We start from the raw sequence: 18,717 nt of genomic DNA on the forward strand, positions 1-18,717 counted from the left end.
GGAATGAGTGACCCGAATACTCGGCCTCGACCCCGGGCTCGGTACGACCGGCTGGGGGCTGATCGAGGCACAAGGCAATCGGCTCGCCCACATCGCCAACGGGCAGATCAAGACCGAAACCTCCGCGCCCTTGCCGCAGCGGCTGGCCACGCTCGCCACTGAGCTCGAGGCGCTGATCGCCGAGCATGGGCCAGATGCCGCCGCGGTCGAAGAGGTGTTCGTCAACCAGAACCCGCAATCGACTTTGAAGCTCGGCCAAGCGCGCGGGGTCGTGCTGCTTTGCGCTGGGCGAAGCGGAATCGCCGTGGGCGAATATAGCCCGACCCTGGTCAAGAAAGCCGTGGTCGGCACCGGCGGCGCAGATAAGGCACAGGTCCACGCGATGGTCACGCGACTGCTGCCCGGGGTGAAGATCGCTGGGCCCGACGCCGCGGACGCGCTCGCGGTGGCGATCACCCACGCGCATCACTTGGCGACCAGCCGGCGCTTGGCTTAGGCTGCGGCCATGATCGCGCGCCTGTCCGGAATCCTGGCCGAACTCACCGCCGACGGCGCGGTGATCGACGTCAACGGCGTCGGTTACGAGGTCCACTGCAGCGGCCGCACGCTCGATGCGCTGGGGCCGGTCGGCGGGGAAGTCCTGATCCTGACCGAGCTTCAGGTTCGCGAGGATGCCTGGACCCTGTTCGGCTTCGGCTCGGCGGTCGAGCGCGATTCCTTCCGCGCGCTGACCTCGGTTCAGGGTGTCGGCGGCCGGCTCGCGCTCGCAATCCTGTCCGTGCTCGCGCCCGTTGATCTCGCGCGCGCGATCGCCCACGGCGACAAGGCGATGATCGGCCGTGCCAGCGGGGTCGGACCCAAGCTCGCCCAGCGCATCGCCAATGAGCTTCAGGGCAAGCTCGGCGTGACCGGCCTTGGCGGCGCGGCACCCGCTCCGCGCGCCGGCGCGGCCGCGGATGCCTTGTCCGCTCTCGCCAACCTTGGTTTCAAGCCCGCTGACGCGAGCGCTGCGGTCAATGCCGCGCAGGATGAGCTCGGACCCGATGCCGGTCTCGACGCCCTTGTCCGCCTCGCGCTCAAGAAGGCCGCGAAGTGACCGAGCACAGCGCCTCCTGCCGCTGCGGGAAGCTAACCGCCGTCGCGCATGGCGACCCGGTTCGTGTCTCGGTATGCCATTGCCTCGCCTGCCAGAAGCGCACCGGCAGTGTCATGTCCGCGCAGGCGCGCTGGCCGGTCGAATGCGTCGAGCTCGCGGGTGAATCGAAGCAATGGACGCGAACTGCAGATAGCGGCCAGACCACCACCTATCACTTCTGCCCCACGTGCGGCTCGACCGTATATTATGGCGGCGGCAACTTCCCCGAGCTGGTCGCAATCCCGCTAGGCGCGCTCGACGATCCCTATATCGTCGACAGCCCCGATTATTCGGTGTGGGAACGGCGCAAGCACGATTGGTTCGAGATCATCGACCCCGACGTCGAGCATCAGGACTAGGCGTCCCACACCTCGCCGTAGAGCCGCAGCAGGTTCGCCCCGAACAGTTTTTCGAGCCGGCTGTCGCTCCATCCCCGTTTGGACAGCGCACCAGCCACAATCTGGAACCGGTCGGGCCGGTTGAGCTCCTCGATCAAAGGATAGACGTCGAGCGCCTCGCCCGGCGCGGCAATGCCCCGATCGATCCGCTCCTGCTGCCATTTGCGGAGCTGCTTCTTGGCCTCTTCGTCCAGTGGCTGGGGTGCGATGCCGTTGTCGGTGCCGACCGAGATATGGTCTTCCCCGACGAGGTTCGCGACATGCTCGAAATGCCGCAGCAAATCGTCCGTGACCGGATGGCTCGAAGGCACCAGGAACGGCATGAAATAGACCCCGACAACGCCCCCTTTGTCGGCGACGGCCTTGATCGACTCGTCGGAGACGTTGCGGGGGTGGTCATAAAGCGCACGCGCGCCGGTGTGGCTGATGGTCAGCGGACGCTTCGCCGCGGCAATGGCCTCCGCGATCGTACGCGCGCCACCATGCGACAGGTCGAGCAGCAACTTCTCCTGCTCGATGCGCGCGATCGTGTCGCGGCCGAGCTTGGAGATGCCGGCGTTGCGCGGCTCCAGCGCGCCATCACCCGACAGGTTGCGCAGGTTGTAGGTCAGCTGGACGATGCGGATGCCGCGCTTCTTCATCTCGGCCAGCCGGTCGAGCGATTCACCGACCATGGCCGTGTCCTGGGTGCCGTAGATGACGCCGACCCGGCCGCTCTGCTTCGCAAGCTTGATGTCTTCGATCTTGGACACCTTGAGGAGGTGATCCGGGTTGGCGCTGATCAGCGCGTCCGCGTCGGTGATTCCCTGCTGAAAGTCGGCCCACGGATTGGGCACATTGCCGACGGGAAGGATGGTCTGGTTCACAGCCGTCACGCCGCTTGCCCGCGTTTCCGCCCACGCCCGCTCGCCGATCCGAGTCTGGGTCTCCGGCGCGTACGGGTCGCCGACGCCGCCCAGGCCGTCGATGATGATCGCGCGATCGTACCAGCTTCTCGCCGCGGCTTTCTTCGCCAGCGCGGGCGCCGACGCCAGCAGCGCCAGGGTTCCCGCCATCATCGAGCGCCGGTCCAGAAACATCTTATTCTCCTGCAAGTCGGTTCGGCCCCGTAACAGCAAGGTCCACGCTTGTCGCGGGGCCATGCATCTGCGAATCATCGGCTCGTGGCTACCGACCCCGCCCGCATCACTACGCCCGAGCGCACGCAGGAGGACGCTGACCAGGCGCTTCGCCCAAAGAGCCTCGACGAGTTCATCGGGCAGCAGGCGGCGCGTGAGAATCTGCGGGTGTTCGTCCACGCGGCGAAAGGACGCGGCGAGGCGCTCGACCATGTGCTGCTTCACGGTCCACCGGGGCTCGGCAAGACCACATTGGCCGGCATCCTGGCGCGGGAGATGGGGGTCGGCTTTCGCGCGACCTCCGGCCCGGTGATCGCCAAGTCGGGCGATTTGGCCGCGCTTCTGACCAACCTCGAGGATGGCGACGTCCTGTTCATCGATGAGATTCACCGGCTCAATCCAGCGGTGGAGGAGGTGCTCTATCCCGCGATGGAGGATCGCGCGCTCGACCTCATGATCGGCGAAGGCCCGTCGGCGCGCTCGGTGCGGATCGATCTGCCGCGCTTCACCCTGATCGGCGCGACCACCCGGCAGGGACTGCTAACCACGCCGCTGCGCGACCGCTTCGGTATCCCGGTGAGGCTCAACTTCTATACCGTCGAGGAGCTCGAGCAGGTTGTCCGCCGTGCAGCGCGTCTGCTCGGCGCCGAGCTGACCGAGGACGGCGCTCGCGAGATCGCCAGGCGCTCGCGCGGCACGCCGCGCATTGCCGGCAGGCTGCTGCGCCGGGTGCGCGATTTCGCCCATGCGTCCGGATCGGATTCGATCGACGCAGAGGTCGCCGACAAGGCGTTGTCGCGGCTGGAGATCGACGCGCTCGGCCTCGACGCGATGGACCGGCGCTATTTGACGATGATCGCCGACCTCTACGGCGGCGGTCCGGTCGGCGTGGAGACGCTCGCGGCGGGCTTGAGCGAACCGCGCGACACGATCGAGGATGTGATCGAGCCTTTCCTCATTCAGCTAGGCCTCATCGCCCGCACGGCAAGAGGGCGCTGCCTCAATGGCCGTGGCTACGCGCACCTGGGATTGCCGGTGCCGCAGGGCGGCCAGGTGGGATTGTTCGACCAGGGAACCGCGCCGAAATAATGCGATCCTTATCATTGCTCGCCGCTGCCGTTTTGTTCGCGGCGTCGCCGGCGTATGCTCAGCCGCAATCGGCCGCCCCCAACTATTCGCAGGATTCGGCGTGGCTGTGCCTGCCGGGTCGCAATGATATTTGCTCGACGCCACTCGCGACGACTGCGCTCAATCCCAACGGCTATGGCTCGACCGGTCAGAGCACGGTCGCCAAGGACCCGCCGCTCGACTGCTTCTACGTCTATCCGACGGTGTCCAACGATCCGGGCATGAACAGCGATTTGAGCGCGGGACGTGAGGAAAAGCTCGCTGCAGAGTCCCAATTCGCGCGTTTTGCGTCGGTTTGCAGGCCGTTTGCGCCGATTTACCGGCAAATGACGGTGTCTGCGGTCGCTGCTTATTCGGCCGGTGCCGACATCACGCCCGCCGCGGCACTCGCCTATCGCGATGTCGCCGCCGCCTTCCGGAACTACCTGGATATCAGGAACAAGGGTAGGAAGTTCGTCCTCATCGGGCACAGCCAGGGCAGCCTCCTCCTCCAGCAGCTCGTTGCCCGCGAGATCGAGGATCGTCCGGACGTCGCCGCGCGCATGATGCTCGCCATCATCCCCGGCTACGACGTGCTCGTGCCGCAGGGAAAACTGGTCGGCGCGACCTTCAAAAAGACGCCGTTGTGCAATGCTCCGGGCCAGACGCATTGCGTCATGACGTGGACCAGCTTTCGCGAGCGGAATGCGCCGCCCGAAGGCGCGATGTTCGGCTATGCCGACCGCGCTGGCATGACCGTCGGCTGCGTCAATCCGGCGCTGCCCGGATCAAGGGCTTGGGTGAAGCTCGACAGCTATTGGTTCGCGCGCTCGTCCTATCCAGTGCCCGGCGGACCGATCAGCTGGTCGAGCGAAGGGCCGGCCCCGACGCCTTATCTTCGCACCGAAGGGCTGGTCTCGGCGAAATGCGTCAATGACGGGCAGCGCGGCTATCTGTCGGTGCACACCAACGCCGACCCCAATGACAAGCGCACCGACCGGATCGGGGGCGAGGTCGGGATTCTCGGCATGTTCCTCCCCGGTTGGGGCATGCACCTTGCCGACATCGCGATCGCGCAGGGCGACCTCGTCCGCGCAGTCGACGCTATTGGCGCTCGATCCAGAACAGCTGCTCAACGCTGAGGCCCAGGGCCTCGGCGAGCTTGATCGCGAGGGTCGCGGACGGCGTGAAGACGCCGTTCTCCACCGTGTTGACGGTCTTGCGGGTCACGCCAACCCGTTCGGCCAGTTCGGCCTGCGTCAGGCCGAGCTCCGTACGCCGGTCCTTGAGCCGGTTGGCGAGCCGCTCAGGCATCCCGATGGGCGCGCCTTTCCAATATGCCCCAGCGGATCAGCGCCGCGGGGATTCCAACCGTCATTACGATGTGCACCGCATCGCGGGCGCTGATGGACGGGTCGAAGAGGGTCAACACGTAGACCCCGATGGCCGCTCCCATCGAAAACAGAAAGCCCCAGCGCATCGCGTCGTTGCGATTGGCGCGAGTGTTCTCATCGTCGATCAGGTCACGCACCTCTTTCGGCTCCAGCCAGAAGCCCTTGGTCGCGAGCGCGGCCAAGAGAACGATCGACAGGATCAGCCAGGCCGAGATCTTCACCGGCGAAGCGGCTTGGGGCGCGGGCGAGTTGAGCGTCGAAAAGAAGGCAGCCTGCTGGGACAGAAAAATCGCGGCGAGCGCTGGAAGCATCCGGGCCCTGCGCTTGCTCAGTCGCTCGGCTTTCTCGGTGACGCTGAGGCCCCCTCCCCAAATCCGCGTTTTCACGAACAACACCGAGACCACCGCAGCGATAATGACCACCGTAAAGAGTATTGTCTTCGTCTGTTCAGTCACCGTAACCCCCTGTAACCTTTAGGTGACACGTAACCTAGGCGTTACACCTTCGTCAAGCGGGGTTACGAACCGAGTCCGCGCTCGCTAGAGCCGGATCATGGCCGGTCAGGACCTCGATACACCCTATCGCGGCGGTTTCGTCGGGAGCGAGCATCGCTTCGCGCTGACCGTCTATTTCGAAGATACCGATGCCTACGGCGTCGTCTATTACGCCAATTATTTGAAGTTCATGGAGCGGGCGCGATCGGATTTTCTCCGGGCGGTGGGTGTCGACCAGGCGGCGGAGCTCGGCAATTCAGGCAGCGCCTATGTGGTCGTCGAGGTCAATATTCGTTACCGGAAGCCCGCCCGGCTCGGCGACGACCTCAGGATCATCAGCACCGTCGATGAGATAAGGGCATCATCCGTCCTGATTCATCAACGAGTCATGCGAGCGGAAGAACAACTCACCGATGCGCGAGTGACGGCCGCCTTCATCGATGGTGAGGGAAAGCCGCGGCGTCAGCCAAGGGAATGGGTGGACAAATTCAACTCTATCATCGCGCAAGATTGATGAAGCGACTAGTCTTCACGCTGACGCTGGTCGGGGCCGCGTCGACGGCGGCCGCCCAGCAGCCGGGCGCGCCCGCAGCAACCGTCATCGCAGTTCCCCCGATCACGACGCCCGATTCTGGGACCAAGGGCAATGAGATGCTCGCACTCGGCTGGCAGGCCACGCAGATGATCGCGGCCGATCTCCGCCAGACGGCCGAGCTGATGCCGCTGCCGTCGAGCCAGAAGGATTATTATTCCTACCCCGAGGTGACGGCGCCGAGCTTTTCAAAATGGCGCGGCGCGGGCGCGAAAGCGCTCGTCACAGGTTTCGTTCAGTCCCGCGCGGATGGGCGACTGACCTTCGGCTGCTACGTCTATGACGTCGAAAAGGGCCGGGAGCTCGGCCGCAGGGGCTTCATCGTCGGCGGCGGCGAATGGCGCCGCGCCGCGCACAAATGCTCTGGCCTCGCCTACGAAGCAATCACCGGCGCCCCCGGCATGTTCGACACGCGGGTCGCGTATGTCGCCGAAAGCGGCGTCGGGGACGCTCGTGTGAAGCGGATCGCGGTGATGGACAGCGATGGCTTCAACCATCGGTATTTGACGGCGGGCGACACCCTGGTGCTGACTCCCCGGCTGTCCCCCAACGGGTCGCAGGTCGCTTATGTTGCTTATGTCGGTGGGGTCCCGCAGGTGCGGCTGGTGGATATCGCCTCGGGCGCGCAGCGCGCGTTGGTGGCGAATGATGCGATCAGCTTCGCCCCGCGCTTTTCACCCGATGGCACCCGGATCGTATTCACATTGATGAATGGCACAAACGCCGACATCTACATCGCCGGTCGCGATGGCGGCGTTCCGCAGAGACTGACAACTTCTCCCGGTATCGACACCGACCCCAGCTTCTCGCCGGATGGCAGTAAGATTGTATTCGAAAGCGATCGCGGCGGATCGCAGCAGCTTTACGTTATGAACTCCGACGGATCGAACCAGCGGCGGCTGACGTTCGGCGGCGGCTGGTATGCCTCGCCCGAATGGAGTCCCGACGGGAAGTCCATCGCCTTCACGAGGCGCGGGTCCGACGGCCGGCGGATCGGCGTCATCAGCGCGGATGGAGGCGGCGAAAGATCGCTAACGACCGGGCCGATGGATGAGGGTCCGAGCTGGGCGGTCAGCAGCCGCGAGCTGGTTTTTCAAAGGACCGACGCCAACGGAATGACCGCGCTTTACCGCGTGACCCTGGACGGCAGCGACGCGCGGCGAATGACCACACCCCAGGGTGGATCGGATCCGGATTGGTCGGGGTTGTTGGACTGATGATGCGCAAGATCCTCATCCCCCTCCTGCTCATCGCTGCGCCCGCAGCTGCCCAGGTTCGCGTGCCTCTGATCGGTCAACTCGGCCGATCGCCGCAGCCTCAGCAGCCGGTGCTGACAGGGATCGATGCAATGCGGGCCGAGTTCGCCGCTCAGTCAGGCGGGACCACAGTCTACTTCGGAGCCGATAGCAGCCAGTTGGGGCCGCAGGCTCGCACGGTGCTTGCGGCGCAAGCCACTTGGCTCAGGCGCCATCCGGAGATCGTCGTCAGGATCGAAGGCCACGGGGACGCTGGCAACACGCGCGATCACGCGCTCGGCGTCGGCGCCAGGCGTGCGGAGGAAGTCCGCAGTTACCTGGTTTTGCTAGGGGTGCCCGCGGCGCAACTAACCGCGATGAGCTGGGGCAAGGAACGGCCCGGGGCGGGCCGGGCGGTAACGATATTGGTGCGCTGATTTAGGCAGCGCGGCGCTGATAGCCGCAGCTGCCGAGCCAGGCGCGGGCCTGACGTTGCGCTTCGGCAATCTCACGAGCGGTCATTTCAAGTGCGATCTCGGCGCGGCATTCCTGTCCCCGGGTCGAACCCGACAGCGCCGCAAGGTTGAACCACTTGTGCGCTTCGATCAGGTCGACGGTGACGCCGCCGCGGCCGGTCGAGTAAGCGACACCCAAGTCGAATAAGGCGTCGACATTGCCCTTTTCAGCGTCGTTCAGGCGGCTCCGGATCAGGAATTCCGCGCTCTTTTCGCTCATTGCCCCCATTATCATTCCCCTCGTGACTGTGCGTCTGACGAGAGATTTCGCCTCTGATGGCAAAGAAATGGTTAACGCGAAAAAACCATATTCAGACGGCGAGGTTGTCGATGAGGCGCGTGGCGCCGATCGAGGCCGCGGCGATGAGGCGCATTTCGCCTCCGCGTGAGCCGAGCGGTTGGAGCGTGGCCGCGTCCACGAACGCGAAATAATCGATCCGCGAGAAGCCTGCGTCGATCAGCATTTTGCGAGCGGTATCCAGCACCAGCCGAAGGTCATCGCCGTTGCGGATGGCGTCGCGCGCATAAGTGAGCGCCCCTGGCAGCGCGGCCGCGCGCCGCCGCTCCTCTTCCGAAAGATATGCGTTGCGTGATGACAGCGCGAGCCCGTCGACTTCCCGCACAGTGGGGATGCCGACAATCTCTACCGGAATGGCGAGATCCGTCACCATGCGCCGGACGACGGCCAGCTGCTGGAAATCCTTCTCGCCGAACAAAGCGACGTCCGGCCGTACCGACAGCAATAATTTGGCGACGACCGTTGCAACCCCGTCGAAATGCCCGGGACGCGCCTCCCCTTCCCATCGGTCCGACACGCCCGAGACGCTGACTTTGGTCGAAAATCCTCCGGGGTAAATATCGTCAAGCGAGGGCAGCCATAGGAGGTTGCATCCTGCCTGCTCGAGCATCGCCGCATCCTGCGATTCCTGCCGCGGGTAGCGGCCGAAGTCCTCGTTTGGGCCGAATTGCGCCGGATTGACGAAGATCGTGGCGGCAACCTTGTCGGCCCGGCGTCGCGCTTCTTCGATCAGCGCCATATGCCCGGCGTGAAGGGCGCCCATCGTCGGCACCAACGCCAGTTTTTCAGACAGATTCGCCCGTGCCAGCGCCAATTCTTCACTGTTACGAACGATTTGCACGCCGCCGGAGCCTCCGGTAAAACTCTATCCGGGCGGCGCTTGCACTTGCGCCGGGGGAAAGATCAAGCATGAGCCAGCCGCATTTCATCGTCTTCGCCAATGAAAAGGGCGGGACGGGCAAGTCGACCACCGCGGTCCACACCGCGATCGCGCTCGCTGCATCGGGTCACCGCGTGGCGGCGCTCGACCTCGACAGCCGGCAGCGGACGATGACTCGCTACCTCGAGAACCGCGATGCGACGATGCGCCGGCTCGAAAAGGCCGACCTGCCGCGGGCGGCTTATGAAGTGCTCGAGGAGCATAGCGACGCCGGCCTCGCGGCCGCGATCGAACGCCTGTCGAATGAGGCCGACGTAATCGTGATCGATACGCCGGGCCGCGACGACGAAATCGCCAAGGCCGCGATCCTCAAGGCCGACACGCTCGTGACGCCAATGAACGACAGCTTCGTCGACCTCGACCTGATCGGCCAGGTTCACCCGGAAAATTACAAGGTGACCAAGCCGAGCTTCTATGCCGAGCTGATCTGGAACAGCCGAACCGCGCGAGCCAAGCAGACGGGTAAGACTGTCGACTGGGTCGTGCTCAGGAACCGGCTGCAGCACATCGAATCTCACAATCTGAAGCGCGTTGGCGCGGCGCTCGACGAGCTTGCACGCCGGGTGGGTTTCCGTGTGATTCCGGGTCTTGGCGAGCGGGTCATCTACCGCGAACTGTTCCCCAAGGGCCTGACCCTGCTCGATCTCCAGCAATTGGGCGAGGTGGGCATTGCCCACATCACTGCGCGACAGGAGCTGCGCGAGATGATCGCGGGGCTGGGCATTCCGGATCCAGGCCAAATTGAGCCGATCGCGGCTGCCGGTTGAACCAATCGCGCGACGCTGCGTAGGGCAGCGCAATGACTCACAACTTCAACCCAACCATCCTTCGCGAATATGACATTCGCGGGGTCGTGGGCGACACGCTTACCGAGGCTGACGCTTATGCGGTCGGCCGTACCTATGCCGCCAAGGCGCATGGCGAAGGCGCGCGGACGATCGGGGTCGGCCGCGACGGGCGCACCCATTCGCCGGTGCTCCAGGCCGAGCTGATCCGCGGCCTAACCGAAGGCGGAATGAATGTAATCCAGATTGGCATGGGCCCATCGCCCATGCTCTATTTCGCGACTTATTATCTCGACGTCGACGGCGGCATCCAGGTTACCGGCAGCCACAACCCGGCCGACTACAACGGATTCAAGCTGCTGCTGAAGGGCAGGTCGGTATTCGGCGCGGAGATCCAGGAGATCGGGCAACGCGCCGCAGCCGGCCACTGGACCGACGGCGCGGGAACGGTCGAGGAAGTGGACATTCGCGAGGCCTATGCCGACCGGCTTCTGCAGGATTTCTCAGGCAAGTCGTTCCGCGTCGGCTGGGACGCGGGCAATGGCGCCGCGGGACCGGTGCTCGACATGCTCGTCGACCGGCTGCCGGGCCATCATCACGTCATCTATTCCGAGGTCGACGGGAATTTTCCCAACCACCACCCGGATCCCACGGTCGAGGCCAATCTCGCCGACCTGAAAGCGCTGGTCGAACGCGAGCAACTCGATTTCGGCATCGCCTTTGACGGCGACGGCGACCGCATCGGCGCGGTCGACGGTTTGGGCCGCGTAATCTGGGGCGACCAGCTGATGTTGATCCTCGCCGGGCCGGTGCTGAAGGAACAGCCGGGCGCGACCATCATCGCCGACGTCAAGGCGAGCCAGGTGTTGTTCGACGGCATCGCCGCGCTCGGCGGCAAGCCGCTGATGTGGAAGACCGGGCACAGCCTGATCAAGTCGAAGATGAAGGAGACGGGGGCGCCGCTTGCCGGCGAAATGAGCGGGCACATCTTCTTCAAGCACCGCTGGTACGGCTTCGACGATGCGCTCTATGCCGCGGTCCGGCTGATCGAAGCGGTGGGCGCGCGCGGCAAGAGCCTGACCGAGATCATGGACGCGATGCCCAAGTCGGTCGCGACGCCGGAAATGCGCTTCGCCGTCGACGAAGTGCGCAAGTTCGCCATTGTCGACGAAGTCCGCGAGCGGCTGTCCACTAACGGCGCGAAAGTCGACGCGACAGACGGGGTCCGAGTCAGCACCGACGATGGCTGGTGGCTGCTTAGGGCCTCCAACACGCAGGACGTGTTGGTTGCGCGCGCGGAGGCTAAGGATCAGTCCGGGGTCGAGCGCCTGGTTGCGCAAATCGACGACCAGCTTGGGAAATCAGGCGTGAAGCGCGGAGACAACGCTCACTAATCGTGAAAGTTCGTACGTCGCTCCGTAGCGAGCGCAGCCTGCTCGAGCGTACCCTTTGGACGGCCTGACAGCCGATCCCGCAACGCGTCGTCATGATAGCCGTTGACGAGCTGGCGGACGCCCTTGGCATCAAGCGGTTGAAGTCCGAGGGGCGTATATAGCGCGCCGGGCGCTATCTGCACTTCAGGTGCGCCAACGAGCTTATGAATGCGCGTGGTGGAGGCGACGAGCACTACCGAGGCGTGAAGGCTGTCGATGCACGGCAGCGCGAACCGTTCCATCCGCTCGCCGAGCAGCTGCCGCCAATAGCGGACGTAGCCGAGCTGCGGACGGACGAGGTAGATTTCACTAGGACCTTTGACGAAGCGCTCTGCCACCGTCGCACACGCCGCTTTGCGCCCCGGCGCGATCATATAGCCCGCTTCCTCGAGCGTGAGGTGGGTGTAGCGATCCTCGTTCCATTGATCGGCGACGACGGCCAACGGACGCGAGCCCACCGCATGCGTCGGAAGGGTTACCAGCAGGGCAAAATCGGCATCGATCTGCTTCTGCCAGTCGCGCCAGCGAACCACGTTGGCAAGCCGGCCACCCAGCGCATGGGAGCCGTCTTCCTGCAGCGGAACCGAGATCGGGCCAAGGAGCGACACGCCGAGCACAGCGGCCAGCCCCGCGCGCAGCGCGAGGCCACGGCCGCCCTTCGCACCCATGATCAGACGGAAGCCATATATCGCGATGGCGAGCACGAACGGCGTAAGCGGCAGGAATTGGCGCGCTTCCCACAATTTGCTCCCGATCAGGATGGCGAACAGGAGAGGGACGAGGAGCAGCCGGGCGAGCTCCAAGCGCTCGTGTCGCCGGAAGAGGGTCACTAGGCCGCAGGCGGTGAGCATCAATCCCGGCAATCCGACGAAATAGACGAGCATCACGACCGGACGGAATGCGCTGACCGGGCGGCCCCACCCAGCGACTGCGGCGGACGCGACCTTGAAGACGTCGAAAATCGACGCGTGAAAGATGGCTAGTGTGCCCAGCAGCACAGTCGCGCCCGCCGCGCCGGTTGCCAAAAGCGCATATGCGGTCGTTCGGATGCTGTGCGTGCGCTCCCACATGATGACCGGCACGGCTGCGCCGACCAGAATCGTGTCGGTGCGCGTAAGCACGCTGAGGCCAATCAGGAGTCCGCATAGTACGGCCCCAACGCCGAGTCCCGGGAGGTACAGGCAGCTGAGCGCCAGCGCCGCGAGCGCGGCCGAGGGCACATTGTCGTTGAAGATGAAGGCGCTTTCGGAAATGCCAGGAATGACTACCAGGCCCGCGACGATGAGCAAAAGCGGCGCGCCGGTCCATCGGCGCACAAGTTGAAGACTGGCCGCGCACAGCGCCGCAAAGCTCACCCAAGTCAGCAGCCTCATCGCAATCAGCGAGCTCAGACCCGTCTTCATCAGGCCCGCGAGCGCGAGCACCCAGCCGAGCTTGGTCAGCCCGAAATATTCGGTGTTGAGCGGCTGGAGCGGGTCGAAATTGGCGAGCGCATCGCGGTTGAGATGCAGCGCTAGCGCCGCGACCGATCCGGTAAAGCCTTCGGGATGTACCGGCCCGATAAGTGGCAACAGCAGCCACGCACCGAGCATGACACCGACGGTGATGGCCGCCAGCCGCACGAGCCGTAGAGACACCGTCACGCCGCGGACGCGCATGGCCGCATTTGCAATCATGAGGCGAGCGCGAAGTCGCTGAATCGGCCGCGAGTGAAATCCCCGACGACGAGGCACGGCGCGCCGAATGCGGCGGCTGCCGCGATCCCGACGTCTGAGTCCTCGATAATCAGGCATTCGTCGGCGGCCACGCCGAGCCGCTCGGCGGCCAAGGCGAAAGCAAGCGGTGCGGGCTTGTGTGTGGTGACGTCGTCTCCAGTCACAACCTCATCGAACAAAGGACACAGATCGTGCACCTCGAGGAGCAGGTCCGTGGCAGAGCGCGAAGCGCTGGTGACGAGCGCGATGCGAAGCGAAGGCTTCAACAACCGGATGAGGCGCGCGAGCGGCTCGTTGACGGCCGTGGACGCAACGTAACCCGGATAAAGCTCCGTTTTCCGCGCTGCCACGTCGGGTGCGGAAATATGCGAGTTACCGTCGAGGAGGCATGGCAGGAACTCACGCCAGTTGCGGCCGAATGCATTGGCATCCCACCAATCCCGAGTGAGCGTGACGCCGTAAGCGGCCAACGCTGCCCGATAGGCAGCGAAATTCGCGTCGCGCGTGTCGACGAGCGTCCCGTCAAGGTCGACAAGAAGCGCTTTCAACCGGTTCACGCGTAATATTCCCGGTATCGGCGCAGCAGCAGGCTGGCGCAGCCGAAGAAGGCAAGGCCGCGTTCGCGCGATTGGCGGATCTTGTACGGCGTCAGGCGAAGATAATTGACCAGTTCGTGGAAGTAGATCTCACGCAGCCTGTCGTCCGAAAAGCGCGACACGAGTTCGGATTCGAACAGCCGGTGGAGGCTCGCATAGGCTTCCGACCGCGCAATCGGCAGGGTGATCTCGCCGCTGATTACATTGGTGTGAGCCGACTTGTTCAGCGCCTCATAGCCAAAGTGCAGCGACTGCATGATCTTGGCCCAATCGATCAGCGGGCTGTCGAAAATGTTCTCCGGGTTCGGATCGATGACGTAAAAACCGTCCGGGCTGTCAGGCGAAACAACTACGTTTTCCATGGTGAGGTCGCCGTGGACGAGCGTTTGCTGGCGTGCCTGGATCTGCCGGTTCACCCAATCGCGATCGTGCAGGCAATTCCATTCGTCGAGCCGATGATGCTCGCCGTTCAGGAGATACTCGTCGTTTCCGATGGCGCTTCGCGCGAAGCGCACAATCTGCTCGGCGTTGCGCGCGATCTTTTGCTCAAAATATCCATCGACCGCACTGCCCGCTGCGACCTCACGCTCTCCCGATGCGTGCAACGCATCTAAGCGATCCAAAACCCGCAAGAGGAGTGCGCTTGAATCGCGCAACGGCGAGGAATGCGTCATTTCGTAGAATTCGGAGCAGCGCTCGACGAGCGGCATATCGTAGCTAAAGGCGCCGACATTGGAATTGTCGCCGATCACCGGGACCAAGGGCATGCCAGCACCCGAATTTTGCTGAAGCCACGCAGCCTGCTGGCGAAGCTTCGTCGCGGCCGCGCCAAGCCCAAACTTGCGGATGAGCAAGCCATCCCCCGTTTCCACAAGCGCGGTCAGCGCCTCGGAGCCGCCGTTGAAATAGCGATGCACGATGCAGTCATGGACGCCGCGCTGGCCAAAGCCGCTGATCGTCGCGCGAGCATCGCTGAACAAGGCGTCGAGGAAATCCTCGTACGAGCTCGGATGGCTGTAGCGCGTGCTCGACGAGAAGTGCGGGCGCGGCCCGGCAAAACGTAGCAGCCGGGCAACATGAGCGAGCGAGCGATTGGCAAATTGCAAACCGCGCGACGCGACAATCAGTGCAACTGGCACGAGCACGAACATCGCCAGTGCGAAACGATCAACGCCGGAGGTTCGCGGACCGATGAGGAAGGATGACCAGGGCTGGAGGAGCAGCGCTTGCATCACGTCGCCCAGCGAGACGCCGACAGCCGCGGCGAATGAGGCGTAAGCAGCAACGTAAAGTCCCCACATCACGAATGTGATCAGGCTGAACTGCCAGCGCAAAAGCGTGCCGCCAACCACGATCTCGGCGGTCGACCAGATGAAATCGGACACGGCCAAGCGCAGACTTGGGTTGAAGATACCGGCGGCCCGCCAAAACAACCGGCGAAGCGCGGATGAGCCCCGCAACGCCAGCGCCAGCCCCATCAATGCGATGACCGCCACAGGATAAGCCAGCATGCTGATCGAAATCGCGTGATTTGCCGAAAACCACAGCCCCCCGATGAACGCACTAACCACGGCGACGTCGGCAGCGCGCTCCGCGACGATCGTCGCCATGACTTCCGAAAAGCGCGCGCGGCGGGCGCGAGACGCCACCCAGCCACGAACGAATTCACCGATGCGCAGCGGAACGACGGCGTTGATCGCATAGCCAATGCCGAGGCTGGTCAGCAGTCCGCGCGTTTCAGGTTCGGGATTGTTGCGCGGGAATAGCAGGCTCCAGCGCAGCGCTCGCGCGACGTGGGCGAGCAAGAGCAGAGTCGCGGCTAGCGCGAACGTCGGCAGCGAGACAACGATCACAGCCAGCTCGCCCATGGCTGTTCGGGGCCGATCGCCTCGAGCTTCTCAAGCTCGGCGGGCGTGCCAAAAGAGATATGCCGCTCGAGACGCTGGCGAGCTACGTGGCAGCCGTTCAAGTGGTTGTAGATGCCGCTCACATAGACTTCGTCATAGGGGCACGCCGTTTCGTAACGGTCGTAAGCGGCGAGAAACTTGTCACGCCCGGCAAATAGGTAGGCGCCGGCGATCGCATCGGAGCTTACGACCTGCTTTTCCACCGTGCCGGTCACCTCACCCGCCTCATCGAGCCGGGCATAGGAATAAGCAGGATCGTCGGACTCGAAGGTCAACAATGCCGCGGCGGTGGCGTTGCGCAGGCGAGCGGAAACTGGATTGACGGGGGAGGCGACGAACGCATGATCGCTATCGTTGAGAAGGATCGGGCCGTCGGTGGCTAGCGCCTCGACGCCTACGCGAGCGGTCGCCGCGGCGCCCGCCGTGACCTCATCGCAAATCGCGATACCCGCTTGCGGGTAATGGTCGAGGATTTGGCGGTCGATCGCGAAATGACGGACATGCTCTTCGAGCACGACGAACATCATTTCGCCGATGCCGAACGCGCGCCGGGCGCTTTCGGCAGCCCACCAGAAGAAGGGCCGTCCCCACAGGTCGATTAAAGGTTTGGGAGTGCAAATGCCCTCGCGGCCGAAGCGCGAGCCGCGACCTGCCATCGGCATGACGAGCGCGACTTGTGCCAACTTTCCCCCGATCCGCTCAATATTGCCACTCGCGGCACTGAGGATGCTTATCGAGAATGATGGTTAATAATTGCTCAAATCAGGCCCGTTTTCGGGACGATATCGGCGATGACATCGAAACGGTAGGAACGGCGCTTGCGGCTTCGGAGATCCATCTGGCCGAAACGCTTGCGAGCGAAGGTGAACAGGAAAGGCGCGCGCAGGGTCCGAAGCGCCTGCGATGCCATCTTCACGTTCGATACCTGGTCTTCTTCCCGCCAGCTGATCGGGAAGAAATGCACCGACCGACCCGCGCCGATCAGGTCGAGCAGCAAATAGGGGTTGAAGTAGAGATCATCCGGAAGCCGCTTGATGCGCGGATCGAGAAAGGCCGAACGCGCTAGGACGTTGAGGCCGGATCCAAGGTCGGTGATTCCCTTCCGCGCAGCGAGGGAAAAGATGGCGTTGAAGACGCGGTTCCCGATCACTCGAAACGTCGAATAATTGTTGAGGTGCGAGCCCTTCATGAAGCGCGCGCCCATGCAGGCGTCATTCGTCCGGTGCTTGCCCGATTTGAACAGCGGAAGCAGGTCATTGACGTCGCCCTGATCGTCCCCGTGCAGGGTCACGACGTGCGTGAAACCATGTTTGCCCGCGTAGGCGTACGCGGCCTTGTGCGAGCCGCCGAGATTGTAATTGTCGCGATTGCGAGCGACCGTGACGCGCTTCACCCGAACCTTCGGTGCGGCTTCAATCGCGGCATCGACGGTGCCGTCCCGGCTGCCGTTATCGAGCACCAGGACTTCGTCGAAATAGTCCGCGATCTCGCCCTTTATCCGGCCAAGCACGCGACCGATTTGCGGCGCGCAATTGTAGCAGGGAATGAAGAGAAGGATACGGTCGGGCACTTGAGCCTCAGCGCGCCAGCCGACGTTCGGCGTCTTCATAGACCGCGACGATTCCGTCGCTCATCGCAGTCTGGGTAGCCCAGCCGAAGCGTTCCCTGGCCTTCGCCGGATCGCCGACCGCGTTCTTGAAGACTTCTTTCGTGATGCGCTTCCGCGAGAGCCCGTATTTGCCTTCGAACAGGGTCGGATAGGCATCCCAGAAGCGCTCGGGATCTTCGCGAACCGGTTTGATGTCGCGTCCACTGACGGCCCGGAAATGATCGTAGATTTCGGGTACGGTATAGCCTTGGCCTGAGCAGATGTTGAAGCGTTCGGCAGCGAAGGTCCCGTCCGCGTCGCGCATCCTAACCAGCAAATCGACGACATCGTCGACATAGACATAATCGCGGCGCGCGTCCGTCCAGTTGAACACCTTCGGCGAGCGGCCCAGCACGAACTCTCGGCTTAGGTAGGAGGTGAAGGGCGGGCTGGTCCGGAGCACGTCCTGGTGCGGCCCATAAACGTTAAAGAAGCGGCAGATGATGATGTCCATGCCGTAATTCGCAGCATAGCTGTCGCAGACCTGCTCCGCCGCCGCTTTGGTGCAGGCGTAAGTAAGGTCAGGCGCAATGGCCGCGTCTTCGGCAAAGGGTTGGCCTTGGCTGTTTTCGTAGACCGCGGAGGTCGACGAGAAAATGACACGCCGAACGCCTGCGCGCCGCGCCGTTTCAAGCACGTTACCGACCGCGCCCGTATTGTTGGCGTAAGCGCCGCCGGGATCCTGCTGGCACACCGGCAAAGCGGCGATTCCGGCGAGATGGAAGAGCGTGTCCACGCCTTCGCAATGGGGGAAGACGTCGTCGCGGACGTCTGCGCAGACGAAGCAGCCGAATGGCTTCCCGTCGTGAAGCAGATTGTCGAGGTGCCCGAACGACATATTGTCGAGTAGGACCACGTCATCGCCCTGTTTGTGCAGATGGAGCCCGAGCTGCGAGCCGACGAAGCCCGCGCCACCGGTGATGAGGACCTTCATGACCGCGCCTTTTCCCAGCGCTGGGGATTGGCGGTCAGCCAGGACATGAAGAGGTAATTGGCGGTGAACGTGACCGGCACGATGGCGAGCTTCGCGACAGCTCCCCGCAGTCCGAACAGGATCAGCGACTGGACGGCCCAGGAGCCTGCGGCGATTCCGCAGACCTGGTAAGCGGCATAGGCCGCGAACATCGCGACGTGGAACTCACCACCGTAATGGAACACCCGTCGCACCGACGCGAAATAGACGAAAGTGACCGCCGAAAAGCTCGACATCGCGTTGGCGGCGAAGGCCGGCACGCGAAGCGAAAGCAAGGCGACGAACGAACAGAAATCGAGCGCAAGGCCCGTGCCCGAAACCGCTGCGAAACCGAACAGCTTCTTTGCATGCGGCTTCGCCCAGGCGATCCCATTGCGCAGGTCCAACGCGTCCCGATCCATGAGATCGGGTTACAATCGAATGGTTAACGGTCG

Annotated in this window: 22 protein-coding genes; 10 read left to right on the plus strand and 12 right to left on the minus strand. The window is 63.8% G+C overall.

What is annotated here, in order from left to right:
- Positions 1–7: 7 nt before the first annotated feature.
- Genes ruvC through AC4K8G_RS06975 form a run of 3 tightly spaced genes read left to right on the plus strand, consistent with a single transcriptional unit; the run spans position 8 to position 1,494 of the window.
- On the plus strand, positions 8–496 hold the full coding sequence (gene ruvC, locus AC4K8G_RS06965; RefSeq protein ID WP_491733433.1) for a crossover junction endodeoxyribonuclease RuvC: 489 nt from the start codon (positions 8–10) through the stop codon (positions 494–496).
- 9 nt (positions 497–505) lie between these two features.
- Positions 506–1,096: a Holliday junction branch migration protein RuvA gene (gene ruvA, locus AC4K8G_RS06970; protein WP_491733434.1), complete on the plus strand. Its 591-nt coding sequence runs from the start codon at positions 506–508 to the stop codon at positions 1,094–1,096.
- Complete coding sequence (locus tag AC4K8G_RS06975) at positions 1,093–1,494, plus strand: GFA family protein (protein ID WP_491733435.1); 402 nt, start codon at positions 1,093–1,095, stop codon at positions 1,492–1,494. Before ruvA ends, AC4K8G_RS06975 begins: the two co-directional genes overlap by 4 nt.
- On the opposite strand, the gene AC4K8G_RS06980 is transcribed toward AC4K8G_RS06975, so the two are convergent.
- Positions 1,491–2,612 carry a dipeptidase gene (locus AC4K8G_RS06980; protein ID WP_491733436.1) on the minus strand — a complete coding sequence of 374 codons (1,122 nt, stop codon included), beginning with the start codon at positions 2,610–2,612 and terminating at the stop codon, positions 1,491–1,493. The two genes, AC4K8G_RS06975 and AC4K8G_RS06980, sit on opposite strands and share 4 nt — an antisense overlap.
- 84 nt (positions 2,613–2,696) lie before the next feature.
- On the opposite strand from AC4K8G_RS06980, the gene ruvB reads away from it, so the two are divergent.
- Complete coding sequence (gene ruvB / locus AC4K8G_RS06985; protein WP_491733437.1) at positions 2,697–3,740, plus strand: Holliday junction branch migration DNA helicase RuvB; 1,044 nt, start codon at positions 2,697–2,699, stop codon at positions 3,738–3,740.
- Complete coding sequence (locus tag AC4K8G_RS06990) at positions 3,740–4,900, plus strand: DUF3089 domain-containing protein (RefSeq protein ID WP_491733438.1); 1,161 nt, start codon at positions 3,740–3,742, stop codon at positions 4,898–4,900. The genes ruvB and AC4K8G_RS06990 overlap by 1 nt, the downstream gene beginning before the upstream one ends.
- Here AC4K8G_RS06990 and AC4K8G_RS06995 read toward each other — a convergent pair.
- Complete coding sequence (locus tag AC4K8G_RS06995; RefSeq protein WP_491733439.1) at positions 4,863–5,072, minus strand: helix-turn-helix transcriptional regulator; 210 nt, start codon at positions 5,070–5,072, stop codon at positions 4,863–4,865. The two genes, AC4K8G_RS06990 and AC4K8G_RS06995, sit on opposite strands and share 38 nt — an antisense overlap.
- On the minus strand, positions 5,065–5,607 hold the full coding sequence (locus AC4K8G_RS07000) for a hypothetical protein (protein ID WP_491733440.1): 543 nt from the start codon (positions 5,605–5,607) through the stop codon (positions 5,065–5,067). Before AC4K8G_RS07000 ends, AC4K8G_RS06995 begins: the two co-directional genes overlap by 8 nt.
- 97 nt (positions 5,608–5,704) lie before the next feature.
- Here AC4K8G_RS07000 and AC4K8G_RS07005 point away from each other — a divergent pair, with 97 nt between their 5' ends.
- From AC4K8G_RS07005 to AC4K8G_RS07015, 3 genes are read left to right on the plus strand one after another with little or no spacing between them, the layout of a single operon-like run.
- On the plus strand, positions 5,705–6,160 hold the full coding sequence (locus tag AC4K8G_RS07005; protein WP_491733441.1) for a YbgC/FadM family acyl-CoA thioesterase: 456 nt from the start codon (positions 5,705–5,707) through the stop codon (positions 6,158–6,160).
- Positions 6,160–7,455, plus strand: a complete 1,296-nt coding sequence (gene tolB / locus AC4K8G_RS07010) for a Tol-Pal system beta propeller repeat protein TolB (RefSeq protein ID WP_491733442.1) — start codon at positions 6,160–6,162, stop codon at positions 7,453–7,455. The genes AC4K8G_RS07005 and tolB overlap by 1 nt, the downstream gene beginning before the upstream one ends.
- Positions 7,455–7,910: an OmpA family protein gene (locus tag AC4K8G_RS07015; RefSeq protein ID WP_491733443.1), complete on the plus strand. Its 456-nt coding sequence runs from the start codon at positions 7,455–7,457 to the stop codon at positions 7,908–7,910. The genes tolB and AC4K8G_RS07015 overlap by 1 nt, the downstream gene beginning before the upstream one ends.
- Before the next feature lies 1 nt (position 7,911).
- On the opposite strand, the gene AC4K8G_RS07020 is transcribed toward AC4K8G_RS07015, so the two are convergent.
- The gene (locus AC4K8G_RS07020) at positions 7,912–8,217 is read right to left on the minus strand and encodes a hypothetical protein (protein WP_491733444.1); all 306 of its coding nucleotides are present in this window, start codon (positions 8,215–8,217) and stop codon (positions 7,912–7,914) included.
- Between the two features lie 82 nt (positions 8,218–8,299).
- The gene (gene panC / locus AC4K8G_RS07025) at positions 8,300–9,127 is read right to left on the minus strand and encodes a pantoate--beta-alanine ligase (protein ID WP_491733445.1); all 828 of its coding nucleotides are present in this window, start codon (positions 9,125–9,127) and stop codon (positions 8,300–8,302) included.
- 68 nt (positions 9,128–9,195) lie between these two features.
- Between panC and AC4K8G_RS07030 the strand changes: the two genes are divergently transcribed.
- Together AC4K8G_RS07030 and pgmG are read left to right on the plus strand one after the other, a co-directional pair.
- The gene (locus tag AC4K8G_RS07030; RefSeq protein WP_491733446.1) at positions 9,196–9,993 is read left to right on the plus strand and encodes a division plane positioning ATPase MipZ; all 798 of its coding nucleotides are present in this window, start codon (positions 9,196–9,198) and stop codon (positions 9,991–9,993) included.
- A gap of 32 nt (positions 9,994–10,025) precedes the next feature.
- On the plus strand, positions 10,026–11,405 hold the full coding sequence (gene pgmG, locus AC4K8G_RS07035) for a phosphoglucomutase/phosphomannomutase PgmG (RefSeq protein WP_491733447.1): 1,380 nt from the start codon (positions 10,026–10,028) through the stop codon (positions 11,403–11,405).
- Here pgmG and AC4K8G_RS07040 read toward each other — a convergent pair.
- From AC4K8G_RS07040 to AC4K8G_RS07070, 7 genes are all read right to left on the minus strand, one after another.
- The gene (locus AC4K8G_RS07040; RefSeq protein ID WP_491733448.1) at positions 11,402–13,102 is read right to left on the minus strand and encodes a hypothetical protein; all 1,701 of its coding nucleotides are present in this window, start codon (positions 13,100–13,102) and stop codon (positions 11,402–11,404) included. The genes pgmG and AC4K8G_RS07040 overlap by 4 nt on opposite strands.
- A 14-nt stretch (positions 13,103–13,116) precedes the next feature.
- Complete coding sequence (locus AC4K8G_RS07045) at positions 13,117–13,716, minus strand: HAD family hydrolase (protein ID WP_491733449.1); 600 nt, start codon at positions 13,714–13,716, stop codon at positions 13,117–13,119.
- Complete coding sequence (locus tag AC4K8G_RS07050) at positions 13,713–15,623, minus strand: lysylphosphatidylglycerol synthase domain-containing protein (RefSeq protein ID WP_491733450.1); 1,911 nt, start codon at positions 15,621–15,623, stop codon at positions 13,713–13,715. The genes AC4K8G_RS07045 and AC4K8G_RS07050 overlap by 4 nt, the downstream gene beginning before the upstream one ends.
- The gene (locus tag AC4K8G_RS07055; protein WP_491733451.1) at positions 15,605–16,345 is read right to left on the minus strand and encodes an NTP transferase domain-containing protein; all 741 of its coding nucleotides are present in this window, start codon (positions 16,343–16,345) and stop codon (positions 15,605–15,607) included. Before AC4K8G_RS07055 ends, AC4K8G_RS07050 begins: the two co-directional genes overlap by 19 nt.
- A gap of 74 nt (positions 16,346–16,419) precedes the next feature.
- Complete coding sequence (locus AC4K8G_RS07060; protein ID WP_491733452.1) at positions 16,420–17,271, minus strand: glycosyltransferase family 2 protein; 852 nt, start codon at positions 17,269–17,271, stop codon at positions 16,420–16,422.
- Positions 17,240–18,244, minus strand: coding sequence for an NAD-dependent epimerase/dehydratase family protein (locus tag AC4K8G_RS07065; protein WP_491733453.1), 1,005 nt, complete (start codon positions 18,242–18,244; stop codon positions 17,240–17,242). Before AC4K8G_RS07065 ends, AC4K8G_RS07060 begins: the two co-directional genes overlap by 32 nt.
- The gene (locus AC4K8G_RS07070; RefSeq protein ID WP_491733454.1) at positions 18,241–18,684 is read right to left on the minus strand and encodes a GtrA family protein; all 444 of its coding nucleotides are present in this window, start codon (positions 18,682–18,684) and stop codon (positions 18,241–18,243) included. Before AC4K8G_RS07070 ends, AC4K8G_RS07065 begins: the two co-directional genes overlap by 4 nt.
- Between the last annotated feature and the right edge of the window lie 33 nt (positions 18,685–18,717).

The sequence above is a fragment of the Sphingomonas sp. SP3 genome (genome assembly GCF_058514305.1).